This is a genomic window from Thalassospira sp. (assembly GCF_040218635.1).
Taxonomy (GTDB): domain Bacteria; phylum Pseudomonadota; class Alphaproteobacteria; order Rhodospirillales; family Thalassospiraceae; genus Thalassospira.
The window spans coordinates 487,269-503,269 of record NZ_JAVJRB010000009.1; the positions used below are offsets into that span (position 1 = coordinate 487,269).

Consider the following 16,001-nt stretch of genomic DNA (forward strand, 5'->3'; position numbering starts at 1 on the left):
ACAGGTTAGCTCCTTGGTTCAACAAACATGCGTCCGCGCATTTCCATGTGCAGCGCATGACAGAACCACTGGCAGTAGTACCAGTAAACACCCGGCTTGGACGCGACAAAGGTTGCCGACGCAGTTGCCTGTGGGCCGACTTCGAATGCCACACCATGATCGCCCATGGTAAAGCCGTGGGTCAGATCATCAATATCGTCCATGTTGGTGATGATGACGGTTACTTCGTCACCTTCCTGGACCGTGAAGGATTCAAGGGTGAATGTCGGGGCCGACGAACTCATATAGACACGGACTTTGTTGCCATCACGGATGACAGTTTCAGTCCAGTCATCAATATCGACACCATCGGCTTCGGCCTGTTCACGGGTTTTGGCCCACATCGGGTCCTGACGGTCCCAGACGCTTAGCGGATTGACCACGGAACGGTGAACAATGATCGAGTCATGAGGCTCGGCAAATGTCGGGCCATCATGCATCAGGACAAGGTCGTCGCCCTGCATCGAAAACAGCTGTTCGTTCTCGGGCTTGAGCGGCCCGACATTCAGGAAGCGGTCCTTGGAGAACTTGTTCATCGAAATGAACCATTTTCCATCTGCTTCGAGTGTCTCGCCCATGGAGGTGGAGTTGTGACCCGGTTGATAGTGGACATCGACCTTTTTGATGATCGGATCAACCTGTTCACCGGCATAGGCGCGCACAGCTTTCTCAATGTTCCATTTGACCACCTGGCTGTCGAGGAACAAGGTCGTCAAAGCATTGCCCTTGCCATCAAAGGCGGTATGTAGCGGACCAAGACCCAGTTCCGGCTCCGCGACAACGACAGAACGCGGTTCTGCCCCATCATAGAACACGGCATCAAGCTTGGTAACATCAATCACCGAAACGGTCGGGGATAGTTTGCCCGCAATGCAAAGATGTTTCTTGTCCGGTGCCATGTTACAGCCATGTGGACTGTTGGGAACTGGAATATAACGGGTATAGTTTTTGTTCTTGCCTTTGCGGCCGTCGATGACTTTGACGCCGTTCAGTTCGATAAAATCACCAGCAGCGATGCCTTTCTCGATCTCCTTGATGTTGAACACCACCACATGATCAAGTTCGGATGCGGTCATTTCCGCAAGGTTCATACCCATTTCCGAGTTGTAGCTGGTCGAAAAGGCATATTTTCCTTCGTAATCGGCATCGGTGTTATCAAGATTTCCCGATACCATAACCTGCCAGGCAACCTGCATTTCATCAGCGTCGATTGCCGTATAGAAGTTCACATATTGTGACGGATCATCAAGCACCTTGCCGTCATTGACCATCGGCGTTTCGTCTTCGCCATTGGCAAAGACATAATTGGTGCGTGGCCATTTTTGCGGGCGCAGGCCGTGAATGGCCTTGGCGTTCGGGATTTCCAGAATTTTGTCGGTTTTCATGACATCACAACGCACACGCGCAACACGTGTATTTGCCTTGTCATTCATGAACAGGAAGCGCCCGTCATATTTGCCCTCGGTGAAGGACATATGGACATGGTGCAAGTCGCCGTTATCATGAATTTTCTTGCCGTTTGCGGCGAGAAAATCCTTGGTTTTGGGCAGCATGTTCTCGGTTAGAATGTTCAGGCTTTCATTCGTTTGCCCCCAACCGGTTGCAGAGCAGCGATTGAAAACAGGTACCCGCATCAGCTCACGCATGGAGGGGATGCCCAGAATGCGCATTTCACCGGTTTGTCCTGAAGACCAGAAGCCGTAATATTCATCAAGCTGCCCTGGTGCGAGGCTTGCTTCGGATCCGGCTGAAGCATGGGCACTTCCTACCGAGAGGGCTGTTGCCGCACCAGTGGCTCCGCCGACCATTGCCAGTCGTGCAGCACCTGCCGCACCGGCAAAAGCAGCACCACCTGCGGCAACGCCGAAAAGATCACGCCGGGAAATTCCGGATTTGGGTGTGTTGTCAGACATCATGATTTCTCCTTGGGATTTTGCTTTGTCGTCTGGGCCCGGTTCAGCGCTTTTTGTGCGCCTTCCATGCTCGCCAAGAGGCTTTCCTGCCGCTTGAGTTTCTTGATCACGACCGGACATATTTTTTCGCTTTGATACAGCACCTGACAGTGAAGGCAGTTGTGACACTCGTTCGGGTTGATTTCTCCTGTTGGGTGAATGGCCTGAACCATGCATTCATGTGCGCAGTTCTGGCAGGGACTGCCGCATTCCTTGTAGCGTTTGAGCCAGTCAAACATTCGGATGCGTGCCGGGATTGCCAGTGCCGCACCCAGCGGGCACAGATAGCGGCAATAGAAACGCTCGACGAAAAGTCCGGCACCAAGAAGCACAAGGACATAAAGAACAAACGGCCATGCCCTATCAAATTTAAGGATGATGGCGGTCTTGAAAGGTTCGACCTCGGCAAGTTTTTCTGCCTGATCAAGGGACGCCAGCATGGTGCCGAAAAGGCCAAGGAAAATGATGTATTTCAACGCCCATAGCCGTTCATGCAGGCCCCAAGGCACGGTCCATTGCGGAACATGGAAGAACTTGGCAATCCGGTTGGTCAGTTCCTGAAGCGCACCGAATGGGCACAACCAGCCGCAATACGCCCCGCGTCCCCAGAAAATCAGGGATGCCGCAACCGAGAACCACAAAATAAAGGTCAGCGGATCCAGCAGGAAGGCTTCCCATGTGAAGTCGGTGACCAGCGAATTTGTGAGCGCCATCAGGTTGACGACCGAAAGCTGCGCGTTGGCATACCAACCCAGAAACACAAGTGTTACTGTCAGGAAGCAGATCCGGAACCAGAAAGTAAACTTGGCCGAGCGTGTCAGCAGCCCCTGGAAGAAGAACGCAGCGGTCAGGACAACCAGCATGATGCTGAGCACAATAATCTCGACAGCTTTGTCGCCCCAGATCCTGCGCCAAAGGGCGGTTTTGGCAGCCTGTTCGTCATTTGCGAATTCAGCACCCGTTGATGCATCTGCCACAGGCGCAGGCGGAGCTATCTTGCTAAGGTAGTTGGCGGGCGGCTGCCAGCCGATATCAAAAGTGGTGTAGAGACGTTCAATCGCACCGATATCACGATGAACAAGGAGCTCGATACGCCACGGCAGGGTCGGATCAAAGCTGCTTTCTGCGGGGATCTTGAACAGATCCATCTCGGTGAGTGCAGGCGCGCCCTCAGCCATGATGTCACCGACACGGCGATGATTACGGTCACGGAAACGGACCGACATATCGTTTTGGATAAGCTGGATGCGATCAAACAATCCTCCACGGACATATCCCGATCCCTTGAATGAATATTGTCCTCGGGCGGTTACAAGAATCGCTTCTTCACCATCCTTGAGCCAAGCTTTCAGATTGTTGTAACCTCGCTCGCCGAGTGTTGCCTTGCCAATTGCTGGAATGCTGACAAGTGTTACATACATGTCGATGAAGGTTTCTTTGGTCAGATCTTCAATCGGTCGCTCAAGTGCTCTTGGGTCGTCCATCGCAGCAAAGGCGTCGTTAATCTGACCAACATCAAGCGACATACGACGCAGCGTGCCGTTACCAACCAGGGTGAACCAGTCTTTTGGGGCCGTTGCGTCTGTTTTGATTTCAAACTGTGGTACGTTTGAAGTTTCCGGGACGCTCAACCCACCCAGTCCGAGCGAGCGTGCAACCTTGATGCCCGAGCGCAGGATCGAGTCATCTATGACCATAATGGTAACGGTTGCACCGGAAATAATATTCAGGTCATGGTCAGCATCTTTTGTTGCTGCAACCAGATCAAAACCGACATATCCCTCGGTCAATGCAGCGATACGCGCTTCTGGGATGCCGATCAGAACAATTGGTTCGGAATGCTTGACCAGTTTGACACCGATGATCCTTGCATCTTGGTCGACAGCGACCATCACATGGATCGGTTTCCCGGAATACCCGGTGGTGCCGACAAAATCAGAAGTGATAAAAGCCCAACCGATCTGGCCACCGTTCTTAAGAACTGGGGCGACGGGGGCGTCTTTTTGAATGGGGCCATATCCATCCGCACCCTCAACCAATGATGCGGCGGGGACCTTGTCAATGAACTGTGCCAGTACAGGTTTGGTTTGTGCATTTGCGGGGGAAACGCACAGCATCGCAGAAAGAATAAAAACAACTACCAGAACCAGAAGCCACAACAGGTTGGAGATCGGTCGGCGCAGGTGGGGGGCCGTCTGAGGATGAAGTGGGAGAGGTGGCGTATTCATGATTCAAACCTTGTGCGGAGGCGCGCGCGCCGTCGCAGGTGCAACGCGGGATGCACCTGTGCGGTCGAATGACAGGGGAATGATCTTCAGGATGACTGTGCGGTCGAGTTCGGTTGCGCAAAGAGTGTCGGGAAGTTTGAATACAGACCCGGTCAGGCAATGCGCGCAATTCGGGCAATCGCATTCGACAGGTTCGGGAACTTTGTTTCCGTTCTGGTCGATCAAAATTGTTTTGGAGGTCTGATCACCGCTACAGATTGTAATAGCAATAAGGTCAGAGCCTACAAAGTGCTTCGCCGCCTGAGCAAAAGACTGACCAGCGGCTGTTCCCGTCAGAGACAGTGCTATAAGAAGAGACAGAAATGTGCGAAGCATTTTTTCCATAATGCTTCTCATATTCCCTTGTGGGTTCTTGATTCTTGATAGTGGTCAAGTGTGAAGGAGCCGGCCCGTAAATCGATTGCAGAGAACCTGTGGATATTGAGATTGGTTCAAGTCGTTGCTGAACCAAGCGTGACAAGTAATGAACTCGTTTCATTGAGGGACGATCAACCAGCAAGCGAAATGTGAATGAGAGCAGGTTCAAGGCCCAGCCTGCAAACGTATCTGCTGTACTAAATCCACAAATCTCTTCTGTGGAAAAGCACTTTGAGAAAAATGACATCTTCTCTGTCAATCCTGCAGATTTTTGTCAGCTTATGTGGCAATCCATGCCAACTTATCTGGCAACCGGTAATTCTAAGTCATTGATTTCGAACGAAGTCGAATGTCACCTTTTGTGGCACCTGACACATAAACTGCTCACCACCTTGTTCCCAGAACCAGGCGCGGCGGTGACTTGGTTGACAGGGCCGCATGAGGGCTTCGTGTTCACAGGACAATCTCCACTGATGCTCATGCTGAACGGAACTCAGGGCGACCTTTTTACTGTGAAGCGCTTTCTGGAGGTGTGGCCACATAGCGGCCAAAGCCATGTATCAAGCTCGTCAGCGTTGATCCCCGTGACACCACTAGACATTAACTTTCTCTGAAAACACGCCTGTTTAATCGGCCTGTTAGTCAAAAAATGATGGTCTCGAAACTCCACAAGCACATTGTCAGCCAAAATGTTCGAGGTAATGAAACGACCCGAAACTTTCCGCTATTACTTCACGGGTAGGCTTGGCATGAACCGGTAGCGGATCGCGAGAAAGTACCATCCTACCGGCACGTGAAACGTCCCTTGATAGTACACCGGACCGCACCACTATCAACACTCTGGGCTGTCGGTAACATTTGGCTATAAGCCTCCCCGCAAACATCGACCGAAGTCCGCCAATTATCGGCGAACTTCGGCTCTTTCATAGGGTCAGATTTATCTTTGAAGACTGTGCCAAACCCAGGCCATGTTAAGCCTAATAACCCTATCAGGCATGCTTCGACTTTTGGAAATAGCAGGCGCTACCAATACACACTTATCTGAACAGGGATTGCAGTCAGAAGCATTGATTATACCATCAACATGGTCGGCTCTTCTTCGGTTTATCCCTTATTCGGTCTCAAGCTGTTTCTGATCGCGATGATCAAGATAGAGAAGCCCTGCAACAGCCCAGTCTCTGGGGCTAGGGTCGTACGTATCAACCCACGGCCATGATATCTCTTCGCGCTTTTCCCATAACTGACCATAAAGGTCTCTCTTTTGTTTAAGAGCCGCATTATTCCCCAAAGCCTTCGTGACCTCTTCGATCGCTTCACGGTCAGTTGGCATCTTATACCATGCACATTGAATGCCGTCGGATGTGTGACGCGCAATTGGAATGCAACCTTCTTGCTGATAGCTCAAACGAATCCGATCAGGGCAAAACTTCGCTCGAATTCTTTCCAACTCGGCATTAACAATCCTACCTGTTTCTGCAGCCAAGTTTGAAATATTACAGGGGGGTTAGTCCATCCAAAAAGCGGTTCAAGCCAATGCTGTTCCCGTTTGCTCTCTGGTCGAGCTCTCGACCACTCAGCACATAAAAATCCAGGTTACCAAAGTCAACTGAGGTTAAATTTTTCTTCACCCCATCGCCATCGAGTTTTGCAAGAACATAATATTGAGCCTGAAATCCTTTGCTCACGTCCTTGAGGTTTTCATCGATCCAGATATCCCAGCTGGAAGTTTTCGCGATGGACCAGTCCGTACTCGAAGTAGTTTTAATTTCGACCGTGATGCCCCAATGCAACTGAACATCAAACACATCACCATGGGGTTGTGTTGCGTAATATTTGCGTAAGCTTTTCTCAAGAGACTTTTGAGATTGTACTGGAAATCCTGTGTGAAAAGACATTCGATCCCCAGCTATCAAGGCCGCATTTTTGATCAGATAGTCGACCAAAAGGAATTCAAGAACGGTGCCACGTAAAACGGGTGTATCAATGCAGTCATAGAACCAATTTACGAAGTCTGCAAATCTGCGTCCAGTTGGCTCCCCGTTGATTTCCAGTTCTGCGGTTGAAATTTCTAGAGTCACACTTTCGTTCCTTATTATTTAGATGGTTCCAGACAAAATATTTACCTCTTGTCCTGTTCACTGGACTTCGAATTCTTCAGTTTCGTATTCCATGTTGCTGACTTGCCAAATGAACTTCTCGCTGACGACCTAAATCAACCATCCACGGACCAAGCTCCGGATATTTTTCCAGTTGCAAATGATAATGCCGCCTAAGAGCCGTGTTTAGTGTCCCTTGGCGCTCAAGAAGTTCATCGGCATAAGCAATAATCAATGAGTTCGGCCAAGCTCGTGGGCGCATGGTACGCAACTCAGCAAAAAGCTCATCCGCCGACCATTCAGGATGAGATTGCGCCATAAGAGTGATCATTGCAGCAGTTGATCTTGATACCCCCATGAAGCAATGCACCAAGACATGGTTTCCCAAATCATCATTCGCACTGTCCAAAGGAGTCTGACCGAATGTCAAAATCTCAGAGATGTGCTCTGGTTGCGGTAAAACGTAATCCGGGCAAGCTTCAATGATGTCATGAAAGTGGATCACCTTGTGCTCAGTTAAGGCAAATTTAGACAGTGAATTTCCGACGTCACGTCCGGGATCCAAAAGCGAAAGAACATGGGTTACTGAGCTCTCCCTATAGGATTCAAGCTCTTCCAATCCGCACACAGATCGTCTGACAGGTTTCAAAGGCATGTGCAAAACTCCTAACTCATCCAATACACTTACGACGCCACTCGATTGGCCAATGTCTTCTCTGACAGTGACTGAGATACAGCGTCATATCCGGCCAAACTTGCATGCGCATTATGGACAGCCCAGCGGGCCGCCTGTCGCGGTTCGACGCCATTGGTAATGAAATGAGCAAAGGTAGCGCCGAATGTATCGCCAGCTCCAACAGCACTTGCGACACGGCCTGAGAACGCGGATTGATGAAAGATCTCACCATTCTTTCCAATCCAGACTCCATTGGCACCATCTGTAATGCAAACATGCGCCTTTGATCCTCGCATGAGCTCTAAACATGATTCTTTCGCCGACGAGGTTACCATTTGACCTCTTTGCAGATTCAGCACTGTTGCTGCTTCTTCAGCATTCATCAGCAAGATATCGGTGCATTCGAGAAGTTTGGTAAACACTGAGCCACCACTACGAATTTGACCAGAGCCCGGGTTCCAGGCCACAGACATATCTTCGGGCGCTATATGACAAATAAAGTCGAAGATACTCTCCAACGCTAAATCGGGTACTGAGCTGATATAGAGAAGGTCTGTATGAACTTGTTTTGTCAGAGCTTTTCCATCAAGCGACAGGTTTGCTCCTCGATCAGCAAAAATTGCCACATCGCCATCTTTCTGGACAGAAATCACTGCGCGTCCTGTCTTTGCGTTCTCGATAATTTCGACCTTATCGAGCGAGATGCCTACTTGCGTAAGTCTCGCACAGAGCAGTTCACCCTCTGGGTCATCTCCAATTGCGCAGTACGCAGAAACATTTCGACCAAGCTTGTTGAGAACCGTTGCAGCATTGACCGCGCCGCCGCCAGCGGCAAAGTTTATGAACGGCACATCATGCTTTCCTGCAAGGGCGATGTTGCTGTCGACAACGGGCAAAATAACATCAATCGTCGCGCCACCGATCGTTAGAGCTGACGCTGGTTTACATAACGAGTTCAACCTCATTTCGTGTCCGCTCCCAGCATAGCAGCCCCGATCACGCCGGCCTCCGCGCCCAGCACATTGGAAACAATTTTCGTTCGAACGGATGCATTCATGATGCAACTTGCAACCCTCGGAATTGCCTGCTCGTAAACGGTGGAGATTTTCGATAATCCCCCGCCCAAGACAATCACATCAGGGTCCAGGACGGAGATCAGGTTTGCCGTGGCACGCGCGAAAACATCTACGAACCGGGACATGACCCCACGTGCTATCTCGTCACCACTGCCAGAAGCCGTGACGATATCAGCAAGAGATAGGTGGTGACCTTTTATCTCCTGATACTGCCCTTCCAGGGCATTTCCACTCAGGTAACGCTCAACACACCCTTGACGTCCGCAATAGCAAGTCGGTCCCGCAGGATCAAAAACGGAATGTCCCCATTCGCCGGCAATCCCATTGGCTCCTTGAATCAACTGATTGTTGATCACGAGACCGCCACCACATCCGGTGCCCAGAACCATTCCGAAAACTGACTTGTGCGCTTCTCCGGCACCTAGACGAGCCTCGGCCAGTGTGAAGCAGTTTGCATCGTTTTCTATGACTACTGGGCGGTTGAGCAAGGTGCTGATATCGCGATCCAAACGTTCGCCATTCACACATTGAATGTTGGAGTAGCGCACCACACCACTATCTCTGGCGATTGATCCTGGTGTTCCAATTCCAATTGAGTACTGCCCCAGTGTCCTGCCAGATGTCAGCTGCTCGCATACCCCAGCAATTCTCTGCAATATAGCGCGGTACCCGTCCTGTTGGCGCGTTTCAAAACGCACGCGATCTAGTTCGCGGAAGCTTTGGTCGAACAGAACCGCTTCAATTTTTGTTCCGCCTAGATCAATTCCAATCATATACATCGCTGGGTTCTCAGGTTTATAAGACCAAAATGTCACAAAAATTTAATAGAATTCCGCCAATACAATTCTTGGTCGCATTCGAAGCGGTTGCGCGGCACCAGCGCTTTGGCGCTGCTGCCGAAGAATTGTGTGTGTCGCAGAGTGCCATCAGTCATCGCATCCGCGAGCTTGAGAAATTTCTGGGCGTTGTGCTCTTTGAGCGACACACGCGATCGGTGGAATTGACTCTGGAGGGAGTTCGCTTCCTCGATCAGATCACTGACGGGCTGTCCTGTATTGACAGTGCGGTCCGCGCTATCCGGACACACAGGGAGAAGGTCAAGTTGAGTATCCTCCCATCCTTTGCGCGCTTTTGGTTGCTGCCACGGCTTGTCAAATTTCAGAAAGCGCGGCCGGACATTTTGCTGGAAATCAACTCTACAACCCGACTTGCCAATATCGAGAAGGGAGAGGCGGACATCTCGGTGCGGTTCGGGAGGATGCCCAATGACGACTTCGTTTACGAAAAACTGATGGACGACGAATGGTTTCCGGTCGCGAACCGCACCTATCTTGACTCGCTCAATGTCAGCAACCTCGCAGACGTCATCAGGACGGCCACGCTGATTGAGCACAAGCGTCAACCTTGGACGCCCTGGCTGGATCTTCACGGCTTTGCCATACCTGACAAGTCGCACAGACTGACATTTACCGACACCGCTTTGATGATTGACGCCGCTATGTGTTGCGAAGGCATCGCTTTGGTACGTGGATCGCTTGTCCGCGACCTGATTTCGAATGGAAGTTTGGTGAGACTTTCTCTCACCAGCCTTCCTTCTGAATCCGCCTATTGGATCATCAGCTCGAAGTCGAACTTGCAAAGAACTCATTTGAGAGCTGTGTTTGATTGGCTGCATGGATTAACGCAAAATCACGAGAATGATGCCGACCAGCACACCAGCGATGGCAAGAATCTTACGTTCGATGAAATTCTCTCGCAGAAATACGGCACTCAATCCAAAAACCATGATCAGGTTGGTACGCCGCAGAATTGAGATCACGGAGATCATCGCGCCCTCTGAGTTGACCGACCACAAGTAAATGAACTCAGCCAAAACATATGTGACAGCAATTGCCGGAATGGCCCAATTACGTGCAATGAGGCTACGGACTTCCAGCCCGCGGAAAATCCAAGGAAGTAATGCAAGCGCGATCAATGCACGCTGTACCGCCGAGTAAGCTTGGACCGATGCCAGATCCAGTCCCATATTGACAATTATGTGTTTATCGTAGAGGGCATTTGCCGACGACATAACTGTCGCAGCCAACATGCATAGCACCCAAACGTTGCCGTGAAAGGAGATGCCCTCCTTCTTGCCGATCAAAGAAAAGTAGTAGTAAGCACAAGTCGCAACGAAGATACCCAGCCACTGGGTTGCAGTGAGCACCTCTCCAAGAAGTAAGACCGCACCGAAAGCTGTCCAAATCGGCCCAGAAGCACGCACACCCGCCGAAATAGACAACGGCAATGACTTCACGGAGTAGTAGGACAGTATCCAGGTTCCTACCATTAGAAGTGATTTCGGAAGAACGGCCAGCTGTTCAAGCCAGCTGAAATGCTTCGGGTACAGACCTATCGGGTCCAATACCGCTACGAGCCCATCCGGAACAAAAAAGAAGGGTATCCAGAGGATCGACCCAATTATCGATGACAGAAAAACCACTTCCAGAACGCTTTTTTCACGTAATGCGAACTTCGTGAAGAAGTCATAGGTGCCCAGCAGCAACCCGGCGAATAGCCCAAGGCCAATCCAAATCATAACTCGTTTTTTCCTTACGCAGCGAGGAAGCCGCCATCGACATTCAAAATTGCGCCATTGACGAAAGAAGCCGCGTCACTGGCCAGCCACTGCACTGCAGCAGCGATTTCTTCGGGTTGACCTACACGTCCTTGCGGAATGCGGCTGGCCCATCCTTCAACACCGCCGACCGTGTCAGCTGATTGCACAAGCATCTCAGTCATAATGGGTCCAGGAGCGACCCCGTTTACGCGAACGCCGTAAGCTGCAGATTCAAGGGCGGCAGACTTTGTGAGCGCAAGAGCTGCATGCTTTGACGCAGTGTATGCTGCAGTTCCCTCGAAAATTGTCCGCATTGAATGCACAGAGAGGTTATTGACAATGACGCCAGAACCCTGTTGTTCCATTCGTTTGAGACAGTGCTTCATGCAGAGCCATAACCCGATGCAATTCACTTTGAAGACTGTTTGAAAGTCCCCAAGCTCCTGCTCAGAGATTCGTCCAGCAGCACCAATCCCAGCATTAAAAAATGCGATGTCCAAAGCGCCAAACTGGGCATCTAGTCGTGAAAAAAGATGACTGACGTCTTCTTCCCGACTGACGTCACATGCAACGACGAGAGGGTGTTTACCGGTTGCTTCCCTGATCAGATCGGCAGTTTCCTCACAGGTCGCCTCTCGACGACCTGTGAGGATCGTATCCGCCCCTGCTTGGGCAAATGAGAGTGCAACAGCCCGGCCAATGCCTGATCCTGCACCCGTTATCAGAACAGATTTATTCGTGAACATTCCTGCCTACCAAGCTCAATTGGAAACCACTGTGGAGAGGGCGGTTATCGCTATTTCCTGATCAACTGCAGATGGGGCTCCGCAGATTCCCAATCCGCCGATGCATCGGGAGTTGACCACGATAGGCATGCCACCTGCCAACGGCACTGCAGATGGCAAACTCAAATATGAAAACTTGCCTTCTTCGAGAGTTTGTTGCATCTCAGCAGTTGATCGCTGAAACGCATGAGCCGTCTTTGCTTTCGCGATTGAGACGTCCGTTGCTGCGAGAAACGCATTTTCGTGACGCTGAAAGGCCATGAGATTGCCACCGTCATCAACGATCGCCACAGCAACTGAATGGTCCTGATTCCGAGCTATTCTCAGGCATTCAGTAAGCAGTCTATGCGCAAACACTGCCTTCATTCCCTCAGACATTCTGCGCTCCTGCCTGCTTCATTGCAGTGAGTGCTCGCTTCAGTTCTGCCTGCGTAACATCATTGACGAAGCAATAGTCACCAAGACCCGAGGGCAACGGTAACCTTTGTTTTCCGTCTCTGTGACGTGTCGCATCTTGAAGTGACTCCCAAACGGTTTCGAAGTCATCAAAACCTGTATGCCACAGTGCTAAACCGAGATTCTGGGCTGTATTCCGGACCCGGTTGAGTTCATCAACAGAAATCAAACCCCGATGAGCTGCTAGGTAGCAGCTAAGAACGACGTCCAGTGCGACGGCTTCACCGTGCAAAAGCTCAGGTAGGGCGCGCATTTCAACCAAAGGACTGAAGCTGTGCCCAAAATCGACACACCGCTCTAGCTCGGTTTCCCATAGGTTCGGAGCCAGTTCCTCAAGCATCCCATGCACTGAGCGGTAGATGACCTCTTGTGCGCAGACGTCATCTTGAAGCTTGGTTTCACACAACGTTTGACCGTGGTTCTCAAGAAGATTGAACAGGTGTGCATCTTTGATCACAGCCAATTTCAAGACTTCCCCGAGGCCATTGGAGATATCTCGGTCATCAACCGTGGTGAGGAAGCTCCTATCAAGAATCGCTTCGGCCGGTGGATGATAGGTCCCCAGTCGATTGCGACGTCCTGCGTAATTGACGGCCGTCTTTACGCCCAAGCTTGCGTCAATTAACGCCATCAGATTGGTTGGAATTCGAATATAAGGAACACCACGGCGATAGAGGCTTGCTGCGAAACCTGCAATGTCGAGCAGTACACCTCCGCCAATTGCGATGAAAGGATTACTGCGACGCAAGACGCCGTTACTTTCCAGTTGATCGACGATTTGTAGAGCACCATCCAGAAGCTTCAAATCCTCTGAGACCTTCATGCAGAAAACCTTGAACGGGATGTTGGCTTTTTCAAAAGCCAATCGGATGCGTTCTCCGTGTAATTGATCAACGTTTTCGTCAATTACTATAAACTGAGTAACTTCAGAGGATTTTTCTTTATTTAGAAGAAACTCGAGGTCACTTGATTCAAAAAAATTGTCATGAATCTTTACGTTGTATGTCACGTCAAGAGTTGATGAAATACGCCAACTATCTTCGGTCTCAGTTAATTGCGGTATAACGACCTTATTTTCTGTTGCGATTCCAATGAACTTTTCCACTTTAGCTCCTCCCTGAAATGAATGTTTCACATGGAATAGAGAGGAATAGCGAAAGTGTCGCGCGAATAGATTTCACGAATTATGCAGTTTTGTTTCTAAATCTGAAATTTCTTTATCGACCACTGCCTTGGAATAAAAAGCTGAAAAATATAGGCATTCAGAACTTTTTATAATTGGAAAGAAACCGATCATCTCTCTCAAACAGCGCAGGTTCGAGCGACATCGACAAAGAATTGTCAAAGCGCAAACCCGAGTTTTCCCGCAACTCATGCTTTCCTAAATTGGGCAACCAGCCCAATCACTCCAAGGAGGAAAGTCGATGAAACACAAATCCGAACTTGAATTGCTCTTGGAAGCCGCACTCCAAAAAGCACTCTCAGAGCGGTGCTTCTATGTTTCCTGCTATCTCAAACCGGCTCTTGAAACACTGCAAGAGCAGAAAGAAGCGAAAAAGGCGTCCTGATACAAGGTTGTGACATCGAGCAAACAAAGACTGCCTGGCGCTTTGCCGGGCAGTCGTTTTTTAGTCAATCCTCTCCAAACATTAACGGATCAATTTTGATCCTTTAAGTGGATTTTCGAAGTTTAACGAATCAATTTCGCTATGTTAAATTACCTACTCAATCGCAGAGGGGGCGCCACAGGTCAGGGTCATTGTTCGACACTTTCCCAACCCGTTTTTCAATCGGAAAATAATGCCGCAATTGAGATGGCAACGGTTGCAGGATTTGCGGCAAAATTTGATCCAAAGGCACTTTCAACCATGCCTCAATCTCTTCCTTGAGTAAAATCGCCGGTTCACGCGGATGTATCAACGCCATCTCGTCACCAGCAGCCCTTGTTAGTATTGAAAAGCTATAGGCCTCAAAGGGGGCCGCGTTCAAATGACCGGCCCAATGGGTCCATATGCCCGCCATGAAGAAAGGTGAAAACCCAGACGCGCCCTCTCCCCTGATGCCAATTGCGAAAGGCTGCTTGTCACTTTTACGCCATTCATAAAAACAGTTGGCCGGAACCAGTGCACGATGCCGACGCACCGGAACTTTGTAAGTCGACTTTTGGGTGATTTCCTCGGCTTTGGCATTGAAGGTGGTGAACTTCTTTTCACTCAGGTCCTTGGACCACCAGAAAGGTATAAGCCCCCAAGTTGCCCGTTCACCCCAAATATGGCTCCCGTCACTGACAACAATTGGACAAAACTGGGTTGGGGCAACGTTGTAATTTCGCGTCGGCTCTTCCTCGGGCGTTGGAAAGAGCAGGCCGGAGAGGGTATGAATTTCTGACCAAGTCAGGATATGGCTATAGCGTCCGCACATGATCAATCATCATCGAATACTGGGCCCGTATCATCAAAGCCCTTCCAAACCGGCACTTTGCTTTTAGCCCGGACACGCTGACGGTCCGCAATCGGCTTGGCCCGTCGTGGCGCCAAGGGACTGTTGCGGGGTTCCGGGATGTAAGCAGCCATGGCCTCCGTCAACCTCATGGCCCGGAGGACACGCAGAAATGTGTCAAGCGTTGCACCTTTGCCATTGAGGAGGCGACTGAGCGTCGGCACTGAAATACCGGCCTCATCAGCAAGCTTCTGCTGGGTGAACTCCAGATGAATTCGATATTGATTCAAGCGTTCAGCAATATCTTGATGAATCTGATGGGTAGAAGCGATCTGGTAGTCCAGTTCAGACATGGTCTGACTTCCTGCGTTAACGTGTGCCAACATAAGCCTTCTGCATTATGTTTTACACGCACCTTGATCTCATTCAAATGACTAAGACCAATCAACATTTAGAGCCAGAGAATAGCGTAAGCGAGATAAACAAAGAATCTTCAATACGTAAGCGACAGGGCAGACATTTTCCCACTCCACGACACAACGTTTGGGCAGACATGGTCTTGAAGAGCGATCAATTGCGGACGTTTCTTGTCAGTGGCCTAGGCTGTACTGACTAGATTGGGCGAGAAGCATTTGTGAAATTGCATCAGGATTGACTAGGGTAAAGAAATAAAAATAACGTATACAATATCCAATAAGCTGATTCTCAATAACTTTGAAACATTCTCACTCATTTTGAGCTCTTCGCATGAATTGTGAAATTTTATCTAATTGAAATTAAACAAAACTCTTTCGCATCAATTATGGTTCCCGACAGAATTGCAGGGAAATGCCGATATCGCCAATGCGGATCTGGCTGCGAAAATTGGCCTGTCCCCCTCGGCCTGTTTGCGCCGGGTGGCAAAGCTTCGCGATACCGGCGTCATTCGCAAAACCGTCGCCGTGATCGACCCGGCCCAGATCGGGCGACCGTTGGGGGCTGTGATCAATCTTGAATTCCATCGTCACGGCAATCAGTACCGTCAGGATTTTATCCGCAAGGCACGCGAACTTGATGCCGTGCGCCAGTGTTATGTCGTGACCGGCGAAGTCACCGGCGTCATGGTCCTGCAAATGCGCGATATGGCAGAATACACCGCATTGTGCGAGGCACTTTTTGATACCGATGACAACATCATCTGGTATCGAACCTATATTGTGACAGAAGTCCTAAAAAGCGAACCAGGGGTTGCGATCTGA

17 protein-coding genes and 1 pseudogene are annotated in these 16,001 nt (G+C 50.1%); 4 read left to right on the forward strand and 14 right to left on the reverse strand.

Annotation, left to right across the window (positions count from 1 at the left end):
* Positions 1-5: 5 nt before the first annotated feature.
* The 3 genes from nosZ to RIC05_RS10010 are packed head-to-tail and all read right to left on the reverse strand — an operon-like array spanning position 6 to position 4,603.
* Positions 6-1,952, reverse strand: coding sequence for a TAT-dependent nitrous-oxide reductase (gene nosZ / locus RIC05_RS10000; protein ID WP_350059755.1), 1,947 nt, complete (start codon positions 1,950-1,952; stop codon positions 6-8).
* A complete protein-coding gene (locus RIC05_RS10005) occupies positions 1,952-4,219 on the reverse strand; it encodes a 4Fe-4S binding protein (RefSeq protein WP_350046943.1) in 2,268 nt (755 codons plus the stop codon). The genes nosZ and RIC05_RS10005 overlap by 1 nt, the downstream gene beginning before the upstream one ends.
* A gap of 3 nt (positions 4,220-4,222) precedes the next feature.
* Positions 4,223-4,603, reverse strand: coding sequence for a hypothetical protein (locus RIC05_RS10010; RefSeq protein WP_350044014.1), 381 nt, complete (start codon positions 4,601-4,603; stop codon positions 4,223-4,225).
* A gap of 182 nt (positions 4,604-4,785) precedes the next feature.
* Between RIC05_RS10010 and RIC05_RS10015 the strand changes: the two genes are divergently transcribed.
* Positions 4,786-5,250 (forward strand): hypothetical protein, encoded by a 465-nt coding sequence (locus tag RIC05_RS10015; protein WP_350046944.1) that lies wholly within the window; start codon positions 4,786-4,788, stop codon positions 5,248-5,250.
* A gap of 497 nt (positions 5,251-5,747) precedes the next feature.
* On the opposite strand, the gene RIC05_RS10020 is transcribed toward RIC05_RS10015, so the two are convergent.
* The 5 genes from RIC05_RS10020 to RIC05_RS10040 form a co-directional block, all read right to left on the reverse strand.
* Positions 5,748-6,119 (reverse strand): hypothetical protein, encoded by a 372-nt coding sequence (locus RIC05_RS10020; protein ID WP_350046945.1) that lies wholly within the window; start codon positions 6,117-6,119, stop codon positions 5,748-5,750.
* 10 nt (positions 6,120-6,129) lie between these two features.
* Positions 6,130-6,714: a hypothetical protein gene (locus RIC05_RS10025; protein WP_350046946.1), complete on the reverse strand. Its 585-nt coding sequence runs from the start codon at positions 6,712-6,714 to the stop codon at positions 6,130-6,132.
* A 76-nt stretch (positions 6,715-6,790) separates the two neighbouring features.
* Positions 6,791-7,387 (reverse strand): tyrosine phosphatase family protein, encoded by a 597-nt coding sequence (locus tag RIC05_RS10030; RefSeq protein WP_350046947.1) that lies wholly within the window; start codon positions 7,385-7,387, stop codon positions 6,791-6,793.
* Positions 7,388-7,416: 29 nt separating this feature from the next.
* The gene (locus RIC05_RS10035; RefSeq protein ID WP_350046948.1) at positions 7,417-8,373 is read right to left on the reverse strand and encodes a carbohydrate kinase family protein; all 957 of its coding nucleotides are present in this window, start codon (positions 8,371-8,373) and stop codon (positions 7,417-7,419) included.
* The gene (locus RIC05_RS10040; RefSeq protein ID WP_350046949.1) at positions 8,370-9,263 is read right to left on the reverse strand and encodes an ROK family protein; all 894 of its coding nucleotides are present in this window, start codon (positions 9,261-9,263) and stop codon (positions 8,370-8,372) included. Before RIC05_RS10040 ends, RIC05_RS10035 begins: the two co-directional genes overlap by 4 nt.
* 29 nt (positions 9,264-9,292) lie before the next feature.
* Between RIC05_RS10040 and RIC05_RS10045 the strand changes: the two genes are divergently transcribed.
* Positions 9,293-10,297, forward strand: a complete 1,005-nt coding sequence (locus tag RIC05_RS10045; protein WP_350046950.1) for a LysR substrate-binding domain-containing protein — start codon at positions 9,293-9,295, stop codon at positions 10,295-10,297.
* A 348-nt stretch (positions 10,298-10,645) separates the two neighbouring features.
* On the opposite strand, the pseudogene RIC05_RS10050 reads toward RIC05_RS10045, so the two are convergent.
* The 4 genes and pseudogenes from RIC05_RS10050 to RIC05_RS10065 all read right to left on the reverse strand — a co-directional run.
* A pseudogene (locus tag RIC05_RS10050) lies at positions 10,646-11,062 on the reverse strand (EamA family transporter); the annotation flags it as partial.
* Between the two features lie 14 nt (positions 11,063-11,076).
* Positions 11,077-11,829 carry an SDR family NAD(P)-dependent oxidoreductase gene (locus tag RIC05_RS10055; protein ID WP_350046951.1) on the reverse strand — a complete coding sequence of 251 codons (753 nt, stop codon included), beginning with the start codon at positions 11,827-11,829 and terminating at the stop codon, positions 11,077-11,079.
* 15 nt (positions 11,830-11,844) lie between these two features.
* A complete protein-coding gene (locus tag RIC05_RS10060) occupies positions 11,845-12,246 on the reverse strand; it encodes a GlcG/HbpS family heme-binding protein (protein ID WP_350046952.1) in 402 nt (133 codons plus the stop codon).
* On the reverse strand, positions 12,239-13,429 hold the full coding sequence (locus tag RIC05_RS10065) for a sedoheptulose 7-phosphate cyclase (RefSeq protein ID WP_350046953.1): 1,191 nt from the start codon (positions 13,427-13,429) through the stop codon (positions 12,239-12,241). The genes RIC05_RS10060 and RIC05_RS10065 overlap by 8 nt, the downstream gene beginning before the upstream one ends.
* A gap of 319 nt (positions 13,430-13,748) precedes the next feature.
* Between RIC05_RS10065 and RIC05_RS10070 the strand changes: the two genes are divergently transcribed.
* The gene (locus tag RIC05_RS10070; RefSeq protein ID WP_350046954.1) at positions 13,749-13,892 is read left to right on the forward strand and encodes a hypothetical protein; all 144 of its coding nucleotides are present in this window, start codon (positions 13,749-13,751) and stop codon (positions 13,890-13,892) included.
* A 157-nt stretch (positions 13,893-14,049) separates the two neighbouring features.
* Here the strand turns inward: RIC05_RS10070 and RIC05_RS10075 are convergent, their stop codons facing one another.
* Both RIC05_RS10075 and RIC05_RS10080 read right to left on the reverse strand, forming a co-directional pair.
* Positions 14,050-14,745, reverse strand: a complete 696-nt coding sequence (locus RIC05_RS10075) for an SOS response-associated peptidase (protein WP_350046955.1) — start codon at positions 14,743-14,745, stop codon at positions 14,050-14,052.
* A gap of 2 nt (positions 14,746-14,747) precedes the next feature.
* A complete protein-coding gene (locus tag RIC05_RS10080) occupies positions 14,748-15,116 on the reverse strand; it encodes a helix-turn-helix domain-containing protein (RefSeq protein WP_350046956.1) in 369 nt (122 codons plus the stop codon).
* A 417-nt stretch (positions 15,117-15,533) separates the two neighbouring features.
* Between RIC05_RS10080 and RIC05_RS10085 the strand changes: the two genes are divergently transcribed.
* Complete coding sequence (locus tag RIC05_RS10085) at positions 15,534-16,001, forward strand: Lrp/AsnC family transcriptional regulator (RefSeq protein ID WP_350046957.1); 468 nt, start codon at positions 15,534-15,536, stop codon at positions 15,999-16,001.

Excerpts from the sequence above, each read along its gene's own strand:
- RIC05_RS10010 (WP_350044014.1), bottom strand. The coding sequence starts at position 4,603 with ATGGAAAAAATGCTTCGCACATTTCTGTCTCTTCTTATAGCACTGTCT.
- RIC05_RS10075 (WP_350046955.1), bottom strand. The coding sequence starts at position 14,745 with ATGTGCGGACGCTATAGCCATATCCTGACTTGGTCAGAAATTCATACC.
- RIC05_RS10060 (WP_350046952.1), bottom strand. The coding sequence starts at position 12,246 with ATGTCTGAGGGAATGAAGGCAGTGTTTGCGCATAGACTGCTTACTGAA.
- RIC05_RS10035 (WP_350046948.1), bottom strand. The coding sequence starts at position 8,373 with ATGAGGTTGAACTCGTTATGTAAACCAGCGTCAGCTCTAACGATCGGT.
- RIC05_RS10030 (WP_350046947.1), bottom strand. The coding sequence starts at position 7,387 with ATGCCTTTGAAACCTGTCAGACGATCTGTGTGCGGATTGGAAGAGCTT.
- RIC05_RS10040 (WP_350046949.1), bottom strand. The coding sequence starts at position 9,263 with ATGTATATGATTGGAATTGATCTAGGCGGAACAAAAATTGAAGCGGTT.
- RIC05_RS10070 (WP_350046954.1), top strand. The coding sequence starts at position 13,749 with ATGAAACACAAATCCGAACTTGAATTGCTCTTGGAAGCCGCACTCCAA.
- RIC05_RS10080 (WP_350046956.1), bottom strand. The coding sequence starts at position 15,116 with ATGTCTGAACTGGACTACCAGATCGCTTCTACCCATCAGATTCATCAA.
- RIC05_RS10055 (WP_350046951.1), bottom strand. The coding sequence starts at position 11,829 with ATGTTCACGAATAAATCTGTTCTGATAACGGGTGCAGGATCAGGCATT.
- RIC05_RS10005 (WP_350046943.1), bottom strand. The coding sequence starts at position 4,219 with ATGAATACGCCACCTCTCCCACTTCATCCTCAGACGGCCCCCCACCTG.
- RIC05_RS10045 (WP_350046950.1), top strand. The coding sequence starts at position 9,293 with ATGTCACAAAAATTTAATAGAATTCCGCCAATACAATTCTTGGTCGCA.
- nosZ (WP_350059755.1), bottom strand. The coding sequence starts at position 1,952 with ATGTCTGACAACACACCCAAATCCGGAATTTCCCGGCGTGATCTTTTC.